This window comes from Rhizobium sp. OAE497, from assembly GCF_040546565.1.
Classification (GTDB): domain Bacteria; phylum Pseudomonadota; class Alphaproteobacteria; order Rhizobiales; family Rhizobiaceae; genus Rhizobium.
Genome location: NZ_JBEPOA010000002.1, coordinates 1,201,907 through 1,219,953, shown reverse-complemented (window position 1 = coordinate 1,219,953; position 18,047 = coordinate 1,201,907). Strand labels below are relative to the sequence as shown.

At 63.1% G+C, this 18,047-nt stretch carries 15 protein-coding genes; 10 read left to right on the top strand and 5 right to left on the bottom strand.

Features of this window, described 5'->3' with window-relative positions; translation table 11 throughout:
- The first annotated feature begins 4 nt into the window (after positions 1 to 4).
- The gene (gene xdhC, locus ABIE40_RS25235) at positions 5 to 883 is read left to right on the top strand and encodes a xanthine dehydrogenase accessory protein XdhC (protein WP_199625211.1); all 879 of its coding nucleotides are present in this window, start codon (positions 5 to 7) and stop codon (positions 881 to 883) included.
- On the opposite strand, the gene ABIE40_RS25230 is transcribed toward xdhC, so the two are convergent.
- Positions 826 to 1,767 carry a LysR family transcriptional regulator gene (locus ABIE40_RS25230; RefSeq protein ID WP_199625210.1) on the bottom strand — a complete coding sequence of 314 codons (942 nt, stop codon included), beginning with the start codon at positions 1,765 to 1,767 and terminating at the stop codon, positions 826 to 828. The genes xdhC and ABIE40_RS25230 overlap by 58 nt on opposite strands.
- Positions 1,768 to 1,903: 136 nt before the next feature.
- On the opposite strand from ABIE40_RS25230, the gene ABIE40_RS25225 reads away from it, so the two are divergent.
- A complete protein-coding gene (locus ABIE40_RS25225; protein ID WP_199625209.1) occupies positions 1,904 to 3,145 on the top strand; it encodes a urate hydroxylase PuuD in 1,242 nt (413 codons plus the stop codon).
- Complete coding sequence (gene guaD, locus ABIE40_RS25220; RefSeq protein WP_199625208.1) at positions 3,142 to 4,476, top strand: guanine deaminase; 1,335 nt, start codon at positions 3,142 to 3,144, stop codon at positions 4,474 to 4,476. The genes ABIE40_RS25225 and guaD overlap by 4 nt, the downstream gene beginning before the upstream one ends.
- A 59-nt stretch (positions 4,477 to 4,535) precedes the next feature.
- On the opposite strand, the gene bhcR is transcribed toward guaD, so the two are convergent.
- Positions 4,536 to 5,363, bottom strand: coding sequence for an HTH-type transcriptional regulator BhcR (gene bhcR, locus ABIE40_RS25215; RefSeq protein WP_199625207.1), 828 nt, complete (start codon positions 5,361 to 5,363; stop codon positions 4,536 to 4,538).
- Between the two features lie 166 nt (positions 5,364 to 5,529).
- On the opposite strand from bhcR, the gene gcl reads away from it, so the two are divergent.
- From gcl to ABIE40_RS25180, 7 genes are all read left to right on the top strand, one after another.
- Positions 5,530 to 7,314 (top strand): glyoxylate carboligase, encoded by a 1,785-nt coding sequence (gene gcl / locus ABIE40_RS25210; RefSeq protein ID WP_199625206.1) that lies wholly within the window; start codon positions 5,530 to 5,532, stop codon positions 7,312 to 7,314.
- A gap of 12 nt (positions 7,315 to 7,326) precedes the next feature.
- Positions 7,327 to 8,142 carry a hydroxypyruvate isomerase gene (gene hyi, locus ABIE40_RS25205; RefSeq protein ID WP_199625205.1) on the top strand — a complete coding sequence of 272 codons (816 nt, stop codon included), beginning with the start codon at positions 7,327 to 7,329 and terminating at the stop codon, positions 8,140 to 8,142.
- Positions 8,143 to 8,146: 4 nt separating this feature from the next.
- Complete coding sequence (locus tag ABIE40_RS25200; RefSeq protein WP_199625204.1) at positions 8,147 to 9,031, top strand: 2-hydroxy-3-oxopropionate reductase; 885 nt, start codon at positions 8,147 to 8,149, stop codon at positions 9,029 to 9,031.
- A gap of 56 nt (positions 9,032 to 9,087) precedes the next feature.
- Entirely contained in the window at positions 9,088 to 10,365 is a 1,278-nt protein-coding gene (locus ABIE40_RS25195; protein WP_199625203.1) for a glycerate kinase type-2 family protein, read from the top strand.
- A gap of 24 nt (positions 10,366 to 10,389) precedes the next feature.
- A complete protein-coding gene (locus ABIE40_RS25190; protein ID WP_199625202.1) occupies positions 10,390 to 10,992 on the top strand; it encodes a hypothetical protein in 603 nt (200 codons plus the stop codon).
- 171 nt (positions 10,993 to 11,163) lie between these two features.
- Positions 11,164 to 12,141 carry a sugar-binding transcriptional regulator gene (locus tag ABIE40_RS25185; protein WP_199625200.1) on the top strand — a complete coding sequence of 326 codons (978 nt, stop codon included), beginning with the start codon at positions 11,164 to 11,166 and terminating at the stop codon, positions 12,139 to 12,141.
- 59 nt (positions 12,142 to 12,200) lie between these two features.
- Positions 12,201 to 14,255: a bifunctional aldolase/short-chain dehydrogenase gene (locus tag ABIE40_RS25180; RefSeq protein WP_199625198.1), complete on the top strand. Its 2,055-nt coding sequence runs from the start codon at positions 12,201 to 12,203 to the stop codon at positions 14,253 to 14,255.
- A 95-nt stretch (positions 14,256 to 14,350) separates the two neighbouring features.
- Here ABIE40_RS25180 and ABIE40_RS25175 read toward each other — a convergent pair whose 3' ends face one another.
- From ABIE40_RS25175 to ABIE40_RS25165, 3 genes are read right to left on the bottom strand one after another with little or no spacing between them, the layout of a single operon-like run.
- A complete protein-coding gene (locus ABIE40_RS25175; protein ID WP_199625195.1) occupies positions 14,351 to 15,394 on the bottom strand; it encodes a substrate-binding domain-containing protein in 1,044 nt (347 codons plus the stop codon).
- A 50-nt stretch (positions 15,395 to 15,444) separates the two neighbouring features.
- Positions 15,445 to 16,488 (bottom strand): ABC transporter permease, encoded by a 1,044-nt coding sequence (locus ABIE40_RS25170; protein ID WP_162708725.1) that lies wholly within the window; start codon positions 16,486 to 16,488, stop codon positions 15,445 to 15,447.
- The gene (locus ABIE40_RS25165; protein ID WP_199625194.1) at positions 16,488 to 18,002 is read right to left on the bottom strand and encodes a sugar ABC transporter ATP-binding protein; all 1,515 of its coding nucleotides are present in this window, start codon (positions 18,000 to 18,002) and stop codon (positions 16,488 to 16,490) included. Before ABIE40_RS25165 ends, ABIE40_RS25170 begins: the two co-directional genes overlap by 1 nt.
- Positions 18,003 to 18,047: the final 45 nt, after the last annotated feature.

Sequence of the window (18,047 nt, the reverse complement as noted above, 5' to 3'; positions counted from 1 at the left end):
GCGCATGCCTGCCGCGCGTGAAGACATCCGGGATTTCCTGCGCCGCGAACCGGCCTCGATCCTGATCGAGGTCGTGGGTGCGGCGGGTTCGACGCCGCGCGATACCGATGCCTGGATGCTGGTTTCTGAGCGGGCGATTTTCTCGACGATCGGCGGGGGCCAGCTTGAGCATATGGCGATCGATCAGGCGCGCCGGGCGCTGCGGCTGCAGACGGCCGCAGGCACGATGAACGTGCCGCTCGGCCCGGAGATCGGCCAGTGCTGCGGCGGCCGGGTCAACCTCGCGCTGACGGCGGTCGATGCTCGCCTTGCGCGTGATCTCGTCGCGCGCAGCGACCGGGAGATTGCTGCGCGCCCGCATGTCTATGTGTTCGGAGCGGGCCATGTCGGCGATGCGCTGGCCATGGCGCTGTCGCTCGCGCCCCTGCGCGTCATTCTCGTGGATACACGCGAAGATGAGCTGGCCGCCTCGACCGTGCCGCGGATCGAGACCTGCCTGACGGCGATACCGGAGGCGGTCGTCCACGACGCCCCGGCCGGCAGCAGTTTCGTGATCCTGACCCATGACCATGCGCTGGATTTCCTGATCACCGCCGAAGCGCTGAGCCGCCCCGATGCCGCCTATGTCGGCATGATCGGCTCATCGACCAAGCGGGCGACCTTCCGCAGCTGGCTGTCGCGCGAGGTTGGTCATCCCGAATTGTTCGACAAGCTCGTTTGCCCGATCGGCGGAACCGTCGTGAAGGACAAGCGACCGGCCGTCATTGCAACGCTCGCCGCCGCCGAGATTATGACGGCGGCGCTGAGCTGGTCGGCAAGGCGTGCTCAGGCGCCTTCGGTCTCGGCGGGTTCGTCATCCAGCAGCTTGCCGATCAGCCGCTGACAGCGGTCGGCCATGAAATCGATCATCAGCCGGACCTTCGGATCCTGGAAGCGCTTGTGCGGATAGAGGGCGGCAAGCTGCACGGAGGCGGGCGGGCTGTCCTTCAGAATCTCCACCAGCCGTCCTTCTTTCAGATCGGCCTTCACCTCGAAGAGCGGCTTGTTGATGATGCCGCGTCCCTCGAGCGCCCATTGCGTAAGCACGTCGCCATCATCGCTGTCATAAGGGCCGCCGACTTCGAACTTGCGCAGGCCTTCGGCCGTCAGGAGCGTCCAGAAATATTCCTTCGAGCCCGGATAGCGCAGCAGCAGACAGTCGTGTTTGTCCGAGATCAGCGCATCCGCATTCCCGGGCATGCCGCGGCGCTCGATATAGTCGGGCGAGGCGCAGAGCACGCGCTGGCAATTGAGGATGCCGCGCATGCGAAGGTTCGAATCCTCGAGAACGCCGAGCTTGAAGGCGACATCGACGCCTTCGGCGAGGATGTCGACATTATGGTCCGAGAGGCGCACCCGCACCTCGATATCGGGATATTTGTCGTGGAACTCGGGGATGCCCGAGGCAATCAGCCGACGGCCGATACCGAGCGGCGCGGTGATGCGCAGCGACCCCTTCGGATTGCGGGACAGGTCGGCAATGGCGCCCTCCGCCTCGTTGACGGCTTCGATGATCTTCACCGCCCCGTCATAGAAGACGCGGCCATGCTCCGTCGGCGAAAGCTTTCGCGTCGTGCGGTTGAAGAGCCGGACGCCGAGATGGCTTTCCAGCTCCTTGATGCGGTTGCTGGCGACAGCAGGCGTCACGCGCTGGTCGCGCCCTGCGGCGGAAAGCGTACCGAGTTCGATCACGCGAACGAAGACGCGGATGTTGTCGAGATAGGACATAGCGCTTTCTACCACATCATTTCATGGGACAGCGGCCGCGATCTTATAGATTTTTTTGAAAGTGTTCGAGGATTTCACGGGATTTCCGGGGAAGTCGCGCGATGGCAGAACCGTTCCCGATAACTGGGAGGTCTCCATGTACGAATATGCCATCGCCTGGGATTGGGTGACATTCGCCGTCCGCTGGCTGCATGTGATAACGGCAATCGCCTGGATCGGCTCTTCCTTCTATTTCGTGGCGCTCGATCTCGGTCTGAAGAAACGCCCCGACCTGCCGCCCGGCGCCTTCGGCGAGGAATGGCAGGTTCACGGCGGCGGTTTCTACCACATCCAGAAATATCTGGTGGCGCCGGCCAACATGCCCGACCACCTCGTCTGGTTCAAATGGGAGAGCTATGTCACCTGGCTTTCCGGCTTCGGCATGCTCTGTCTCGTCTATTATGCCGGGGCGGATCTCTATATGATCGATCCTCACGTGCTCGACGTGTCCAAGCCGGTGGCCATTGCCATCTCGCTCGGAACGATCGCCGGCGGCTGGATCATCTACGACCTGATCTGCAAGTCGCCCTTCGGCAACGACAATACGCGGCTGATGGTGGCGCTCTATTTCATCCTGGTTTTCGTCGCCTGGGGCTATACGCATCTGTTCACAGGCCGCGCCGCCTTCCTGCATCTCGGCGCCTTCACGGCGACGATCATGTCGGCCAACGTCTTTTTCATCATCATTCCGAACCAGAAGATCGTCGTTGCCGACCTGCTGGCCGGGCGCACACCGGATCCCAAATACGGCAAGATCGCCAAGCAGCGCTCGACGCATAACAACTACCTGACGCTGCCCGTCCTGTTCCTGATGCTGTCGAACCACTATCCGCTGGCATTCGGCACCGAGTTCAACTGGATCATCGCCTCGCTGGTGTTCCTGATGGGCGTCACCATCCGCCACTACTTCAACACCCGCCATGCCGATGCCGGCAATCCGACTTGGACCTGGATCATCACCGTCATCATCTTCATCTGCATCATGTGGCTGTCGACGGTTCCGAAGATCCTGACGGGGGATGCGGCGGAGGCGAAGATCTCGGCAGCCCAGCAGCCTTTCGTCACCGCCGAGGCCTTCCCGAAAGTGCGCGACACCGTGCTCGGGCGCTGTTCCATGTGCCACGCGCAGGAGCCCGGGTGGGAAGGGTTGATCAAGCCGCCGAAGGGCGTGACCCTGGAAACTGACCGCGACATCGCCGCCCATGCGCGCGAGATCTACCTGCAGGCGGGCCGCTCACATGCCATGCCGCCCGCGAATGTCACTCAGATCACCGACGACGAACGGCGTCTGCTTGTGTCCTGGTACGAGAGCGCCATCAACGGAGAGAAGACCCAATGACCGATATTCTGATCCGCGGCCGCGTGCTGACTTTCATCTCCGAGCCGCAGGGCATCGATGACGATGCCTCCTATCGTTATTTCGAAGATGGTGCGGTTCTGGTACGCGGCGGCAAGATCGTCACTTCGGGCGTCTACGCCGATGTTAGGAAACTCGCCGCCGCCGATATCAAGGTCGAGGATCACCGGCCGAACCTGATCCTGCCCGGTTTCATCGACACGCATCTGCATTTCCCGCAGACGCAGGCGATCGCCTCCTATGGCGCGCAGCTGCTGGAATGGCTGAACACCTATATCTTCGTCGAGGAGCAGAAGTTTGCCCGCCCCGCGCATGCGGCAGAGGTCGCCGGCCGCTTCATGGACGAGCTGCTTTCGAATGGCACGACGACCGCCGTCGCCTATTGCTCGGTCCATCCGGAGAGCGTCGATGCCTATTTCTCCGCCGCCGAACAGCGCGGCATGGGCGTCATCGGCGGTAAGGTGATGATGGACCGCAATGCGCCCGAAGCGCTGCGCGATACGCCTGAGCGTGGTTATGACGAAACCAAGCGGCTGATCGAGAAATGGCATGGCCGGGGCCGCGCCCGCTACGCGATCAGCCCGCGCTTCGCCATCACCTCGACGCCGGAGCAGATGGAGATGAGCAAGGCGTTGGTTTCCGAGCATCCGGATTGCTATGTCCAGACTCATCTCTCCGAAAACCTCGATGAGATCGCCTTCGCCACCTCGCTCTATCCGGCGGCAAAGGACTATACGGATATCTATGCGCGCTACGGCCTGTTGAACGAGCGCACACTGCTCGGCCACTGCATCCACATGAGCGACCGGGAAATCTCGGTGCTTGCCGAGAGTGGTGCGGTCGGCGTCTTCTGCCCGACATCGAACCTCTTCCTGGGATCCGGCCTGTTCGACAGCGCCCGCTTCGACAGGCTCGGCGCCTGCTGGTCGGTCGCGACCGATGTCGGCGCCGGCACCAGCTTTTCGATGCTGGAGACCATGGACGAGGCCTATAAAGTGCTTCACCTGCGGGGTCAGCGGCTGACGCCGCTCAACTCCTTTTACCGGATGACGCGCGGCAATGCCGTGGCGCTTGGTCTCGAGCAGGAGATCGGTTCGCTGGAACCGGGTGTGACGGCCGATATCGTCATCCTCGATTCCCGTGCCAAGCCGGCGATGGAATACCGGATGCGGACAGCGCGGTCGCTGATCGAGGAGCTCTTTATCCTGCAGACGATGGGCGACGACCGCTGCATCGCCGAGGTCTATGTTGCCGGTAAAGCTATGAAGAAGGCCCGGCGCGCGATGGCCGACAGACAGCTCGAAACCGCCTGATCTCTCGATCAGAATCCCGTCGCCGGCCCCTCCGCGAGGCCGGCGCTTTGCATTTGGGCTCAGGCCCGTTTCGAGCGTCCGCCCATCGCCTTGGTCAGGGCTTCGGCCACGCTCTTCACCAGCGGGCCAATCGCCGCGATCTTCTCATCAGGCAGCCGCACGGCCGGACCTGAAATTGATATGCCGGCAACGGCCTCGCCATATTCGTCGAAGATCGGCGCGGCGACGCAGCGCATGCCGAGCGTGTGCTCCTCATCGTCGATGGACCAGCCGCGGGCGCGAATCTCCGCGATATCGCCAAGCAGCGTCGGCAGGCTGTCGCGCGTCTTGCCGGTGAAATGCTGCAGCGGCTTGCCTAAGAGCAGCGCCTCGATCCGCTCATCCGTCCATGTCGAGAGAATGGCCTTGCCGATGCCCGAGGCATGGATCGGTCCGCGCCGTCCTGGCCGGAAGAAGGCGCGCATCGGGGCGTGGCTTTCCACCTGCGAGATGAAGACCACGTCGCCGTCATCTTCGATCGCGATATTGGCGGTTTCGCCGCATTCATCCATCAGCTGCTTGAGGAACGGACGGCTGATCGTGCCGAGCTTGCGGAAGCGCAGATAGGCCGTGCCGATCTCGAAAGCCTTGACGCCGATCGTCCAGGCACCGGTCTCGCCATCATGCGTGACCATGCCGTGCTGCGCGAGCGACGTCAGCAGCCGGTGCACGGTGGAGGGCGCCATGCCGGATTGCTCGGCAAGATCGGTCAGGACAGCGCCTTCGGCCTCTGCCACCAGTTCCAGAAGCTTCAGGCTGCGGTCGAGCACCTGGACCGAGGAGGGAGCAGCGTTCTCGGACGGCTTTCGCCCCGGTCTGCCTCTCCCTTTTTCCTGATGCTCCGCCATGCCGTGCTCCCCTGCCTTCGCACTGTCATGACATACACGGACGGAATCGATTGTTCCAGATTCCTTGAAAATGTTTATTTCCACATGATGGTATTGATTTCCATTTTTGAATTGCGCCGTGTGCAGGATGCGTTAGCCTCATTCTCCAGATACGGAGGATTATCCAATGGCAAGAATGCGAGCTGTCGATGCAGCGGTACTGGTTCTGGAGAAGGAAGGCGTCGATTGCGCCTTCGGCGTTCCGGGCGCTGCGATCAATCCATTCTATTCGGCGCTGAAGGCGCGCGGCTCGGTCCGCCACATCCTGGCGCGGCATGTCGAGGGCGCAAGCCATATGGCGGAAGGTTACACCCGCGCCAGCGCCGGCAATATCGGCGTCTGCATCGGGACGTCAGGCCCGGCCGGAACCGACATGATCACCGGCCTCTACTCGGCCTCGGCCGACTCGATCCCGATCCTCTGCATCACCGGACAGGCGCCGCGCGCCCGCCTCGACAAGGAGGATTTCCAGGCGGTTGATATCTCCAAGATCGCTGCCCCCGTCACCAAATGGGCGGTCACGGTCATGGAGCCGGCGCTGGTTCCCTTCGTCTTCCAGAAAGCGTTCCATATCATGCGCTCCGGTCGCCCCGGGCCTGTTCTGATCGATCTGCCGGTTGACGTTCAGCTGGCCGAGATCGAGTTCGACATCGACACCTATGCCTCGCTCGGCGCCTACAAGCCACAGGCCACCCGCGCCCAGGCCGAGAAGGCCCTGACGATGCTGAACGAGGCTCACCGCCCGCTGATCGTCGCCGGTGGCGGCATCATCAACGCCGATGCCTCCGATCTGCTGATCGAATTCGCGGAGATTACCGGCGTCCCCGTCATCCCGACGCTGATGGGTTGGGGCGCGATCCCCGACGATCATCCGCTGATGGCCGGCATGTGCGGACTGCAGACATCGCACCGTTACGGCAACGCCTCGCTGCTCGCCTCCGACTTCGTGCTCGGCATCGGCAACCGCTGGGCCAACCGCCATACCGGCAATGTCGCGACTTACACCAAGGACCGCACCTTCGTGCATATCGATATCGAGCCGACGCAGATCGGCCGCGTCTTCGCTCCCGATTTCGGCATTGTCTCGGATGCCGGTGCAGCGCTGAAGCTGCTGCTCGACGTTGCCACCGAATGGAAGGCCGCCGGCAAGCTCGCCGACTGGTCGGCATGGGCTGACGAGTGCCGCGACCGCAAGCGCACGATGCTGCGCAAGACGCATTTCGACCAGACGCCGCTGAAGCCGCAGCGCGTCTACGAAGAGATGAACAAGGCCTTCGGCCGCGATACCTGCTACGTCTCGACGATCGGGCTCAGCCAGATCGCCGGTGCCCAGTTCCTGCATGTCTACAAGCCGCGCAACTGGATCAATTGCGGCCAGGCAGGCCCGCTCGGCTGGACGCTGCCCGCCGCCCTTGGCGTGCGTGCCGCCGATCCTGACAGGCCGATCGTTGCGCTCTCCGGCGACTACGATTTCCAGTTCATGATCGAGGAACTCGCCGTCGGCGCGCAGCACAAGCTGCCCTACCTGCATGTGGTCGTGAACAACTCCTATCTCGGCCTCATCCGCCAGGCCCAGCGCGGCTTCAACATGGATTTCGAGGTCAGCCTGGCCTTCGAGAACATCAATGCCTCCGGCACGGCCGAACCCGGCTACGGCGTCGACCATGTCGCGGTTGCCGAGGGGCTGGGCTGTAAAGCGATCCGCGTTCGCAGCCCCAACGAATTCCAGGAGGCATTCGCCAACGCCAAGCGGCTGATGGACGAGCATCAGGTGCCCGTCGTCATCGAGTTCATCCTCGAACGCGTCACCAATATTGCCATGGGCGTCGATATCGATGCAGTCATTGAGTTCGAGGACCTTGCCGAGCGCGGCGAGGACGCCCCGACCGCGACGCTGGCGCTGCTGGACTAGGAGGAGAACACAATGCCGAAATTTGCCGCCAATCTGACCATGCTCTTCAACGAGGTGCCCTTCATGGAGCGCTTTGCGCTTGCCGCGAAGGCCGGCTTCGAAGGCGTTGAATACCTGTTCCCCTACGAGTTCGACAAAGCCGCACTGCGCGCCGCGCTCGACCTCCACGGCCTGACGCAGGTGCTGCACAATCTGCCGGCCGGTAACTGGGCGGGCGGCGAGCGTGGCATCGCCATTCTGCCTGACAGGATCGACGAGTTCCGCCGTGGCGTTGCCGAAGCCATCGACTACGCCACTGTGCTCGGCTGCCCGCAGATCAATTGCCTCTCCGGCATCGCGCCCGTCGGCCTGCCGCACGAGGTGCTGCGGACGACCTTCGTCGCCAACCTGAAATACGCCGCCGCAGAACTCGGCAAGCACGGGATCCGGCTGCTCATCGAGCCGATCAACCGCTTCGATATCCCGGGCTTCTATCTCAATACGCCGGATCAGGCGGCTTCGCTGATCGCCGAAGTCGGCAGCGACAACCTGTTCATCCAGTACGACCTCTATCACCAGCAGCGGACCCAGGGGGAACTGATCGGCACCTTCACCAAGCATCAGGCGAAGATCGCCCATATCCAGCTCGCCGATAATCCCGGCCGGCACGAACCGGGCACCGGCGAGATCGCCTATCCCTTCGTTTTCGAACAGCTGGGCGCCCTCGGCTATGACGGCTGGATCGGCTGCGAATACAAGCCGCGCACGACGACCGAGGCCGGGCTCGGCTGGTTCACCGCAGCCTCGCGAGCGCCAGCCAGCGCAGACATTCTCAAGATCAGGAGCTAACACCATGGCAACAATCGGATTTATCGGCCTCGGCATCATGGGTACGCCCATGGCCCGCCACCTGCAGAATGCAGGCCACACCATTGTCACCTCGAAATTCGCCATTCCGCCGCGCCAGGAACTGCTCGACAACGGCCTGCAATTCGTCGAGACGCCGAAGGCGCTCGCTGAAAGCGTCGACACGATCATCCTGATGCTGCCCGATACGCCTGAGGTGAAGGACGTTCTCTTCGGCGAGAACGGCGTTTCCTACGGCCTATCGGCTGGCAAGCTCGTCATCGACATGAGCTCGATCTCGCCGATCGAGACCAAGGAGTTCGCCCGCAAGGTGCGCGAGACTGGCGCCGAATATATCGATGCGCCGGTCTCGGGCGGCGAGGTCGGCGCGCGAAACGCATCGCTGTCGATCATGGCCGGCGGTTCGCAGGAAAGCTTCGACCGCGCGCTGCCGCTCCTGCAACTGATGGGCAAGAACATCACGCTGGTCGGCGATTGCGGCGACGGCCAGGTTACCAAGGTTGCCAACCAGATCATTGTCGCGCTGACGATCGAGGCGGTCTCCGAAGCGCTGGTCTTCGCGTCGAAGGCCGGCGCCGATCCGGCCCGCGTGCGCTCGGCGCTGATGGGCGGCTTTGCTTCCTCGCGCATCCTTGAGGTTCACGGCGAGCGGATGATCAACCGCACCTTCGAGCCGGGCTTCCGCATCGCGCTGCACCAGAAGGACCTGAACCTCGCGCTGCAGGGCGCCAAGACGCTCGGCATCTCGCTGCCCAACACCGCGGCGACGCAGGAACTCTTCAACCAGTGCGCCGCCAATGGCGACAGTGGCCTCGACCATTCCGGTCTGGTCACCGCGCTGGAGCGGATGGCCAACCACGCCGTCGCGTGAGGATGAGGCTGGCCGGAGGACAATTCCGGCCAGCCGTTCAACAGCAGGAGAGCTCCATGCCGCCGATCGCCGATCCCCGCGCTTTTCTGGAAGGCCTCTTCCGCGCCGCCGTCGCAGCGGCCGATCCGGACAAGGCGCTGGCCGGTTGCCTGCCTGACAAGCCGAAAGGCCGCACTGTGGTCATCGGCGCCGGCAAGGGCGCAGCACAGATGGCTCGCGCCTTCGAACGGCTGTGGGATGGCCCGCTCTCCGGCGTCGTCGTCACCCGCTACGGCTACGCCGTGGACTGTGAACGCATCGAAATCCTCGAAGCCGCCCATCCAGTACCGGACGAGAACGGCCTTGCCGCTTCCGCCAAGCTGATGGCGGTGGTCAGCGGCCTGACCGGGGACGATCTCGTCGTCGCCCTCATCTGCGGCGGCGGCTCCGCACTGCTTCCGGCACCTGCCGGAGACCTGACGCTCGTCGACGAAATCGCCGTCAACAAGGCGCTGCTGGCCTCAGGCGCGCCGATCGATGCGATGAACGCCGTCCGCAAGCAGGTCTCGCGCATCAAGGGCGGCAGACTGGCGGCACTCGCCCATCCGGCCCGCGTCATCTCTCTCGTCGTTTCCGACATTCCCGGCGACAACCTCGCCCTCGTCGCCTCGGGACCGACCATCCCGGATAGAAGCACAGCCGCCGATGTCTTGCGGCTGATCGATCGCTACCGCCTCGATCTCCCCGAAGCGGTGATGCGCCATATCCGCGAGGGCAGGGACCCGGCGCCGCGGCCGGACAGCGCCTGCTTCGCAGGAAACGAAGTGCATCTGGTAGCGTCCGCCTGCGTTTCCCTGGAAGCGGCAGCAAAGGCTGCCCGCAACGCCGGTATCGAAGCGGTGATCCTTTCCGATGCAATCGAGGGAGAGGCCTCCGAAATCGGCCGCATGCATGCGGCGATCGCCGCCGAAATCGCCCGCCGCGACCGGCCGTTTTCCAAACCCGTCGTGCTGCTCTCGGGCGGCGAGACGACGGTGACGATCAAGGGGACGGGGAGGGGCGGGCGCAATGGGGAATTCCTGCTCTCCTTCGCCCGCGGCATTGCCGGATTGAACGGCATCTCGGCGCTGGCCGCCGATACCGACGGCATCGACGGCTCGGAAGACAACGCGGGTGCCTTCGCCGATGGAACCACCGTCGACCGTCTTCTCCGCAGCCAGATGGATGCCGCCGATCTCCTGGCCGACAACGACAGCTGGTCCGCCTTCAATGTGCTCGGCGATCTCTTCGTCCCCGGACCAACCGGCACCAACGTCAACGACTTCAGGGCGATCCTGATCCAGCCGTCCGAATGATCAATATGCGGGAAGGGGAGTGCCATGACGACCGCTCAAAACTCGGCCCGCCTGATCATCGAAATGCGATCGCTGGCGAAGGACCTCTTCGCCACCGGCATCAACGCATTGAGCCTTGCCGGATCGGGCAACGTCCACTTCCACCCCAGAATGGCGCAGCTCGCCTGCCTCGACGCCGTCCGCAGCGCCGCCTTCCAATATTTCCAGACCGTGCTGGTAACGCATTCGGCCATAGCTGACGACGCATCATTTTCAGCATCGAAACTGCTCGAACTTGCCGAAGGCGCAGGCACCATCGACGGAGCCGTGGCGATCGTCAACGGGCGCATCCAGAAAGGCCCATGCAACAACCGCCTCGCGCTGAACTTCGCGCTCGCCGCCGCAAAAGCGCGCCTCCACCGCCCCTGGATCTTCCTCAGCGGCACGACCGGCCACCGCGAACACCGCTATCACTCCGCAGGCGCCCTGGTTGACGCCGGCACATGCCCCTGGATCTGGCCGCTCGGAAAGCAGGCCGATGACCTGCCGGTCGATCTTCTGCCACTGCTCGCCGACGCCGGCGGTCTGCTGATGGCCGATGCTGCGGCGTCCTATGCGATGAATATCGATTTGATTCTGTTGGCTTGATGATTGGCCGACCGATCGGCCTCGCGACGCCGATCGGTGCTGCATGAATTTCCGCCATAAAAATGCGATGATAGAGGGCGCTCTTGCATCAACCTTGCAAGGGTTTCACTCCAGCGTTGACTTTTGTCAGTGCTGATGAATAATGTCAGGTATCGTTTCCTGAGATGAAAAATGCCAGTTCGATCTACCGATCCAATAATCCATAAGGCCGCTTGGCTCTATTACACGCATGGCCTGCGTCAGGACGAGGTTGCCCAGCGCCTGGAAATCTCCCGCGCATCAATCGCCACCTACCTGAGGCGGGCGCGCGAGATGGGGATCGTCACGATCACCACCTCCTCCGAACTCTTTACGGACGATGTCCTTGCGCGGGAACTGGAGGACGCAGTTGGCCTCAATACGGTCTGGATCGTGCCGGAGGACCGGCAGGCCATGAATGCGGAGGCCGAGATGCCGGTCGTCGCGGCATCCGTATTTCTCGAACTGATCAACAAGGGTGACCGCATCGGCGTTGCCTGGGGCCGCACGGTCTATCATATCGCCGACGTCATGCCCTTTGCCGATCTGCGCGGCGTGACCGTCGTTCAACTCTGCGGCAATCTCGGTGCGCCCTATTCCTATCGGCCCGACCAGTGCACGACGGAAATCGCCCGCAGGCTCAATGCCGAGGGGATCAATCTCTATGCGCCGCTCGTGCTTTCCTCGGAACGGCTTGCCGAGGAGCTTCGTGCTGAGCCGGTCATTCGTGAGCAGCTCGCAACGATTTCCGATTGCGATCTGGCGCTCTATTCGGTGGGTGGCATCGAGAAGGACAGCCATCTCGTCAAGTGCGGCGCGCTTTCGGCTGGGGAAATGGATGAGATGGGCGCCAAGGGTGCGGCCGGGGTCATTGCCGGGCAGCTCATCGATCGGGACGGCCGCTGGATGGATTGCTCCCATAACCGGCGCTGCATGTCCGCCGATCTGACATCCATCCGCTCGATCAAGAAGCGCATGCTCGTCGTTCAGGAAGACAACAAGTTTGAATCGCTGGTCGCGGCCCTGAAGGGCGGCTTCGCCTCGCACCTCATCGTCACGACGTCGATGGCGCGGCGCGTGCTGGAGCATTGGAGCCGCGAGGGGCTTGGCAAGGGTTCGGGCACGCCCTGACGCCCACAGGTTCGGGTCCGCCGATGCCGGCTGGGCCGGTTTATCGGGAGGATGAAATAATGGAAAATCTCTGGCGCGACGATGACGCCGAAAAGGTCGTCGCAGACTATGCCGCCAAGGGCGTGAACCGCGATCTGGCGATGCGCACCTATACGACACGACTGCTCGGCGGCGAGCCGCGGCTGGTTCTGCATGGCGGTGGAAACACCTCCGTGAAAACGGAAATGACCGATCTCGTCGGCGACACCCATGCTGTGCTTTGCGTCAAGGGCAGCGGCTGGGACATGGGAACAATCGAGCCCGCTGGCCTGCCGGCCGTCAGGATCGGCGCGCTGCTGAAGAGCCGCAAACTCGCCAGTCTCGGCGACGAGGACATGGTGACGCTGCTGCGTGCCAATCTCATCGATCCAGGTGCGCCCAACCCGTCGGTGGAAGCGCTGCTTCATGCCTTCCTGCCGCACAAGTTTGTCGACCACACCCATTCGACTGCCATGCTCGCCATAGCCGACCAGGCAAGGAGCCGGGAGATGAGCGCTGAGCTCTTCGGCAAGAAGATGGGCTTCGTGCCCTATATCATGCCCGGTTTCGCGCTCGCCAAGGCGGCTGTCGAAGTGTTCGAGCGGGACCCGACGGTCGAAGGCCTGATCCTCGACAAGCACGGCATCTTCACCTTCGGCGAGAGCGCGAAGGAAGCCTATGACCGGATGATCCATTACGTCACGGTCGCCGAGGATTACGTGAAGGACAACGGCCGCAACGTCTTCACGCCGGCCGCCCTGCCGTCGTCTCTCGCAAGCCCTGACGACATCGCCCCCATGCTGCGCGGCGCCGTTGCCGTCGACAAAGGCGAGGGGCGTTATGACCGGATGGTGAGCGTCTTCCGCACATCGCCGGCCATTCTCGCTTTCGTGAATGCCGCTGAACTGCCGGATATGGCGGCGCGCGGTGTCTCGACCCCCGATCTCTCGATCCGCATCAAGACCGGTCCGATGGTACTGCCGGCGCCTGCCAGGGACGACCTCGCAAGCTATCGCGATGTAATCGACAGCCACGTCGCCGCTTTTGCTGCCGGCTATACGGAATATTTCCGCAGCAACGATGCGCGCGACGACGTCAAGCGCATCATGCTCGACCCGATGCCACGTCTGACGCTGGTGCCAGGCCTAGGCATGTTCGGTCATGGGCGGACCTTCAAGGACGCGACGATCGCTGTTGATGTCGGCGAGATGTGGATCGAGGCTGCGCGCGATGCCGAATCCGTGGGACGCTTCGAACCGGTAAGCCGCCCGGATCTCTTCGATCTCGAATACTGGTCGCTCGAGCAGGCCAAGCTTGCCGGCGCCAAGCCGAAGCCGTTCACGGGACAGGTCGCCATCGTCACCGGCGGGGCGGGAGCTATCGGTGCGGCTGTCGTCAAGGCGTTCGCGGCTGAGGGCGCCCATGTCGTGGCGCTTGATCTCGATGGCGAAAAGGCCGCGGCGGTCGCCAAAGCCGCCGGCAATAATTCGATCGGCATCGCCTGCGATATCACCGATTCCAGTTCCGTGCGGGCAGCCTTCGACAAGGCCGTCGCCACCTTCGGCGGCGTCGATATCGTCGTCTCCAACGCCGGTGCCGCCTGGGAAAGCCCGATTGCCACGATGGACGACGCCGTCCTGCGCAAGAGCTTCGAATTGAACTTCTTCGCCCACCAGACAGTGGCGCAGAATGCCGTGCGGATCATGAAGGAGCAGGGGACAGGCGGCGTGCTGCTGTTCAACGCCTCCAAGCAGGCGGTCAACCCCGGCGCCAAGTTCGGCGCGTACGGGCTGCCGAAGGCCGCGACGCTGTTCCTCTCCCGGCAATATGCACTGGAGCATGGCGCCGACAACATCCGCGTGAATGCCGTCAATGCCGACCGTATCCGCTCCGGCCTGCTCAACGACGAGATGATCGCCAACCGGGCCGCGGCGCGCGGCGTCTCCGTCAAGGATTACATGGGCGGCAACCTGCTCGGCCTCGAAGTAACGGCAGAAGACGTCGCCCGTGCTTTTGTCCATCAGGCACTTGCCGAGCGCACGACCGCCGATGTGACGACGGTCGACGGTGGCAATATCGCTGCTGCGATGCGCTGATCTTTGATACAAACGGCGGCCCCGCTTTCTCTGCGGGGCAAGAAAAAAAGGGGCGGCTCAGCGAGCCGCCCCTTTCCATTCTACCCTTCAAAAAATCAGGGCTTCGGCATCCAGGCAGGCATGGCGACATCGGCATGGGCGAACTGCGGCAGTTTCGTGCCGAGCTCTTCCATGTTCTGAATGTCCTGGTCGTTGAGATCCTTCTGGGTGATCAGCGTCGGCGGGACGATGACCTGCTTGCCCGGATCTTCGCCGGCCAGCAGCATGGCGAGCGAACGTACCGAGACTTGGCCGACCACGGCCGGGTTGGTCGCCGCTGTCGCCGCCCAGGCGGAGCCCGGCTCGCGCATGGCGGCGATGTCGGAGGTTGATATATCGGCCGAATAAATCTTCACGTTGGAAGAGAGGCCGGCTTCGTCCACGGCGATCTTCACGCCCTTGGCGAATTCGTCGTAAGGGGCGAACATCACAGTGATATCAGGATTGGCCGAAATCACCGAGCGCGCCTGGTTGGCGACCGAGTTGGCAATCGGGTTGTCCATCGTGCCGAACTGGGCAGCTTCGTTGATGCCCGAATACTTGCCCTTGAATTCCTTCCAGGTCTCGTCGCGGCGGTCGAGCGGCGCGATGCCGGCGACATAGACGTAACCCGCCTTGAAGCTCTCGCCGTTATCCTTGATCGCCTGCTCAAGCGCGAGGCGGGCGAGGTCTCGGTCGGACTGTTCGACCTGCGGGATCTTCGGGTTCTCGACATTGACGTCGAAGGCAACGACCTTGATGCCGGCGTCGACGGCCCGCTGGGCTGCTTCCTTCATGGATTCCGTCAGGCCGTGCTGAATGATGATGCCCTGCACGCCGAGTGCAATCGCCTGGTCGACCATATCGGCCTGGAGGGCAGCATCCTGGCGGCTGTCGAAGACCTGGAGCTGGACGCCGAGTGCCTTGGCCTGCGCTTCGACGCCCGCGAGATAGGACTGGAAGAAGTCGCCGGTCGAAAGATAGCGCACGAGCGCGATCTTCACGTCGCCCGGCTTGTCGAACGGCTTCGGCATGTCAGCTGCAAAGGACGGCGCGGCAAACGAGGCCGCGGCCATCAGCCCGAGCGTCAGCTTGCCCAGGGTTCTGCGTGTAAAATTCATGTCAGTCTCCTCCACTGGTGAACTTTGGTTATCCGCTGAGGCCTCCCGCCTCAGCGTTTGCCTCTTTTCGAGAGCGCAAAGGTGAAAATCAGGGCGACGACGAGGACGGCGCCCTTGACGAAGTCCTGGGTGTAATAGGGAGCGTTCATCATCGTCAGGCCCTGCAGCAGGATGCCGACGAAGAGCGCGCCGACGGCAGTGCCGAAGGCATTCGGTTTGGCCGCGCCAAGCACGGCAAAGCCGATCAGGGCTGCGGCGACGGCATCCAGGAGCAGATTGTTGCCCGAGGCGATGTCGCCGCGGCCGAGGCGGGCTGCAAGCAGGATGCCGCCGATGGAAGCGAAGACGCCGGAGATGATGTAGGCCCAGATCTTGTAGGCATTGACTGGCGCACCGGCCAGGCTTGCGGCGCGCTCGTTGGAACCGACCGCGTACATCATGCGGCCGAAGCGCGTGTATTGAAGAAAGAACCAGATGACGATGGCGAGCACGATCAGCACCACCACGGAAACCGGCACGAGATTGGGCAAGATCAGATCGAAACGGTGGCGGCCGAGCGCGAGGAAACCGGGGCTGAAGGCGCCGGTCGCCGTCGAACCGTCCGGCAGCGTCATGCCTGTCGCGATCGAGCGTCCCTCGGTCGGGATGCGCTGGAGGCCGAGCAGCAGGAACATCATTCCGAGCGTCGCGAGAAGATCGGGAACGCGCATGTAGACGATGATGATACCGTTGATCAGGCCGACGAGAACGCCGACGGCAAGGCACGCGAGTGTGGCGGTCACCGCATCGCCACCCATGACGACCATCACGTAGGACGACGCCATCATTGCTGTGGTGGCGACCGAGCCGATCGAGAGGTCGAAGCCGCCGACGACGAGCGTCGCGGTAACGCCGAGCGCCAGGATGCCCGTGATCGACACGGATTGCAGGATGAAGACCGCGCTTTGCGGCGAGGCAAAACCGCCGGTCACCAGCGAGAAATAGAGCACCATGCCGGCGAGCAGCACGAGGAAGCCGTATTTGATTGCGGCCTCACGGATGTTCAGGGCTGGCGGAGCAACGGCGCCGGTGGATTTGCTCTCTTCACTCATCATCATGCGCTGACCTGTTGATAGAATTGCCCGGCGAACTCAGAGAGCAGCCGATCGACATCGATGTCGGCATTGCGATGCTCGCCGACGATGGTTTGTTCCGACATCACGAAAATGCGGTCGGCGACTTCAAAGGCTTCGTCGAGCTCTGTCAGAAAAAGAATGGTGGCCCGTCCGGCCGCCGACGCCCTGAGCTTCTCGCCGATATCGCGGCGAGCTGCGATATCGACCCCCTGGAAAGGCTCGTCGAGAATGAGAAGGCGGGAGGCTTCGGAAAGCCAACGCCCGACCATGACCTTTTGCTGGTTGCCGCCCGACAAAGTCTGCATCTCGTCGCGTTCGCTGCGGCAGACGACGCCGAGCGATGAAATCTGCTGGCGTGCCTTGGCCCTTTCTGCCCTGCGGCTGGCGATGCCGAGGAACGAGAGACGGCGCAGGAAGGGCAGGCTGATATTCTCGTAGATGTTGAAATCCGGCACGATGCCGCTCATCGCGCGGTCCTTGGCGACGAGGAAGACGCCCCGGGCGATCGCCTGTCCCGTCGTCTTCGGCGCATAGCGCGCACCATCCAGCGTCATCTCACCGGCTGACGGCGCACGCTCGCCAAACAGCGTTTCAGCGAGCGCCGTCTTGCCGACGCCGACAAGGCCGGTGACCGCGACGATTTCGCCGTCACCCAGATCAAAGTCGAAGGGGCGCGTCTGGTCGGAAAGCTTGAGGCCGCGAGCGCTGAACACGGGAGCTCCGGCATCGCGTACGGCGACGGCGCCGGCGGAAACCTTGCGGCCAAGCATGGCGTTGACTGCGCTTTCGTAATCGAGCTCCGGCCCTTCGAAGCGGCCGGTGATACGGCCATCGCGCAGCGTCACGATGCTATCGGCAAGCCGGCGGATATCCGACATGCGATGCGAAATGTAGAGAATGGCGACGCCGCGCGCCTTCAGGCGGTCGACGAGATCAAACAGCCGGTTCGCCTCGGCGCTGGAAAGTGACGACGTCGGCTCGTCAAGGATCAGCACTTTTGGCTCGTGCGCCATGGCGCGTGCGATTGCCACCATCTGCCGGTCGGCAAGCGTCAGGTCGTTGATATTGGCGCCCAGATCGATCGCGAGCCCCATGCGGGACGCGACCACGGCAGCCTCGCGCCGCACCCTGCGCGGATTGAAGAACAGCCGCGCCCCGCGTCCGTTCAGCCGGTCGAGCGTGAGGTTGGTCGCCACGTCGAGATCGGCAACGACGCCGTCATTGATGTTCTGGTGAACGGTGACGACGCCAGCGCGGATCGCTTCAGCCGGCGTCGCCGGATCGAAAGCGGTCGCAGCCAGCGTGATCGTGCCCGCGTCTCGCATGTAGACCCCGGAAAGAATGCGGACGAGCGTGGATTTGCCGGCGCCGTTGGCGCCCATCAATACCGTCACTGCGCCTGCTTTGAGGTCGAAGTCCACACCCTGCAGAACCGGTACCGGACCGAAGGATTTGCGCACGCCCTCAATGCGAAACAATGCTTGTTCGCTCATTTTCTCCTCCCATTGATCCCAAGTTAGGACAGCATCTCGTCAAAT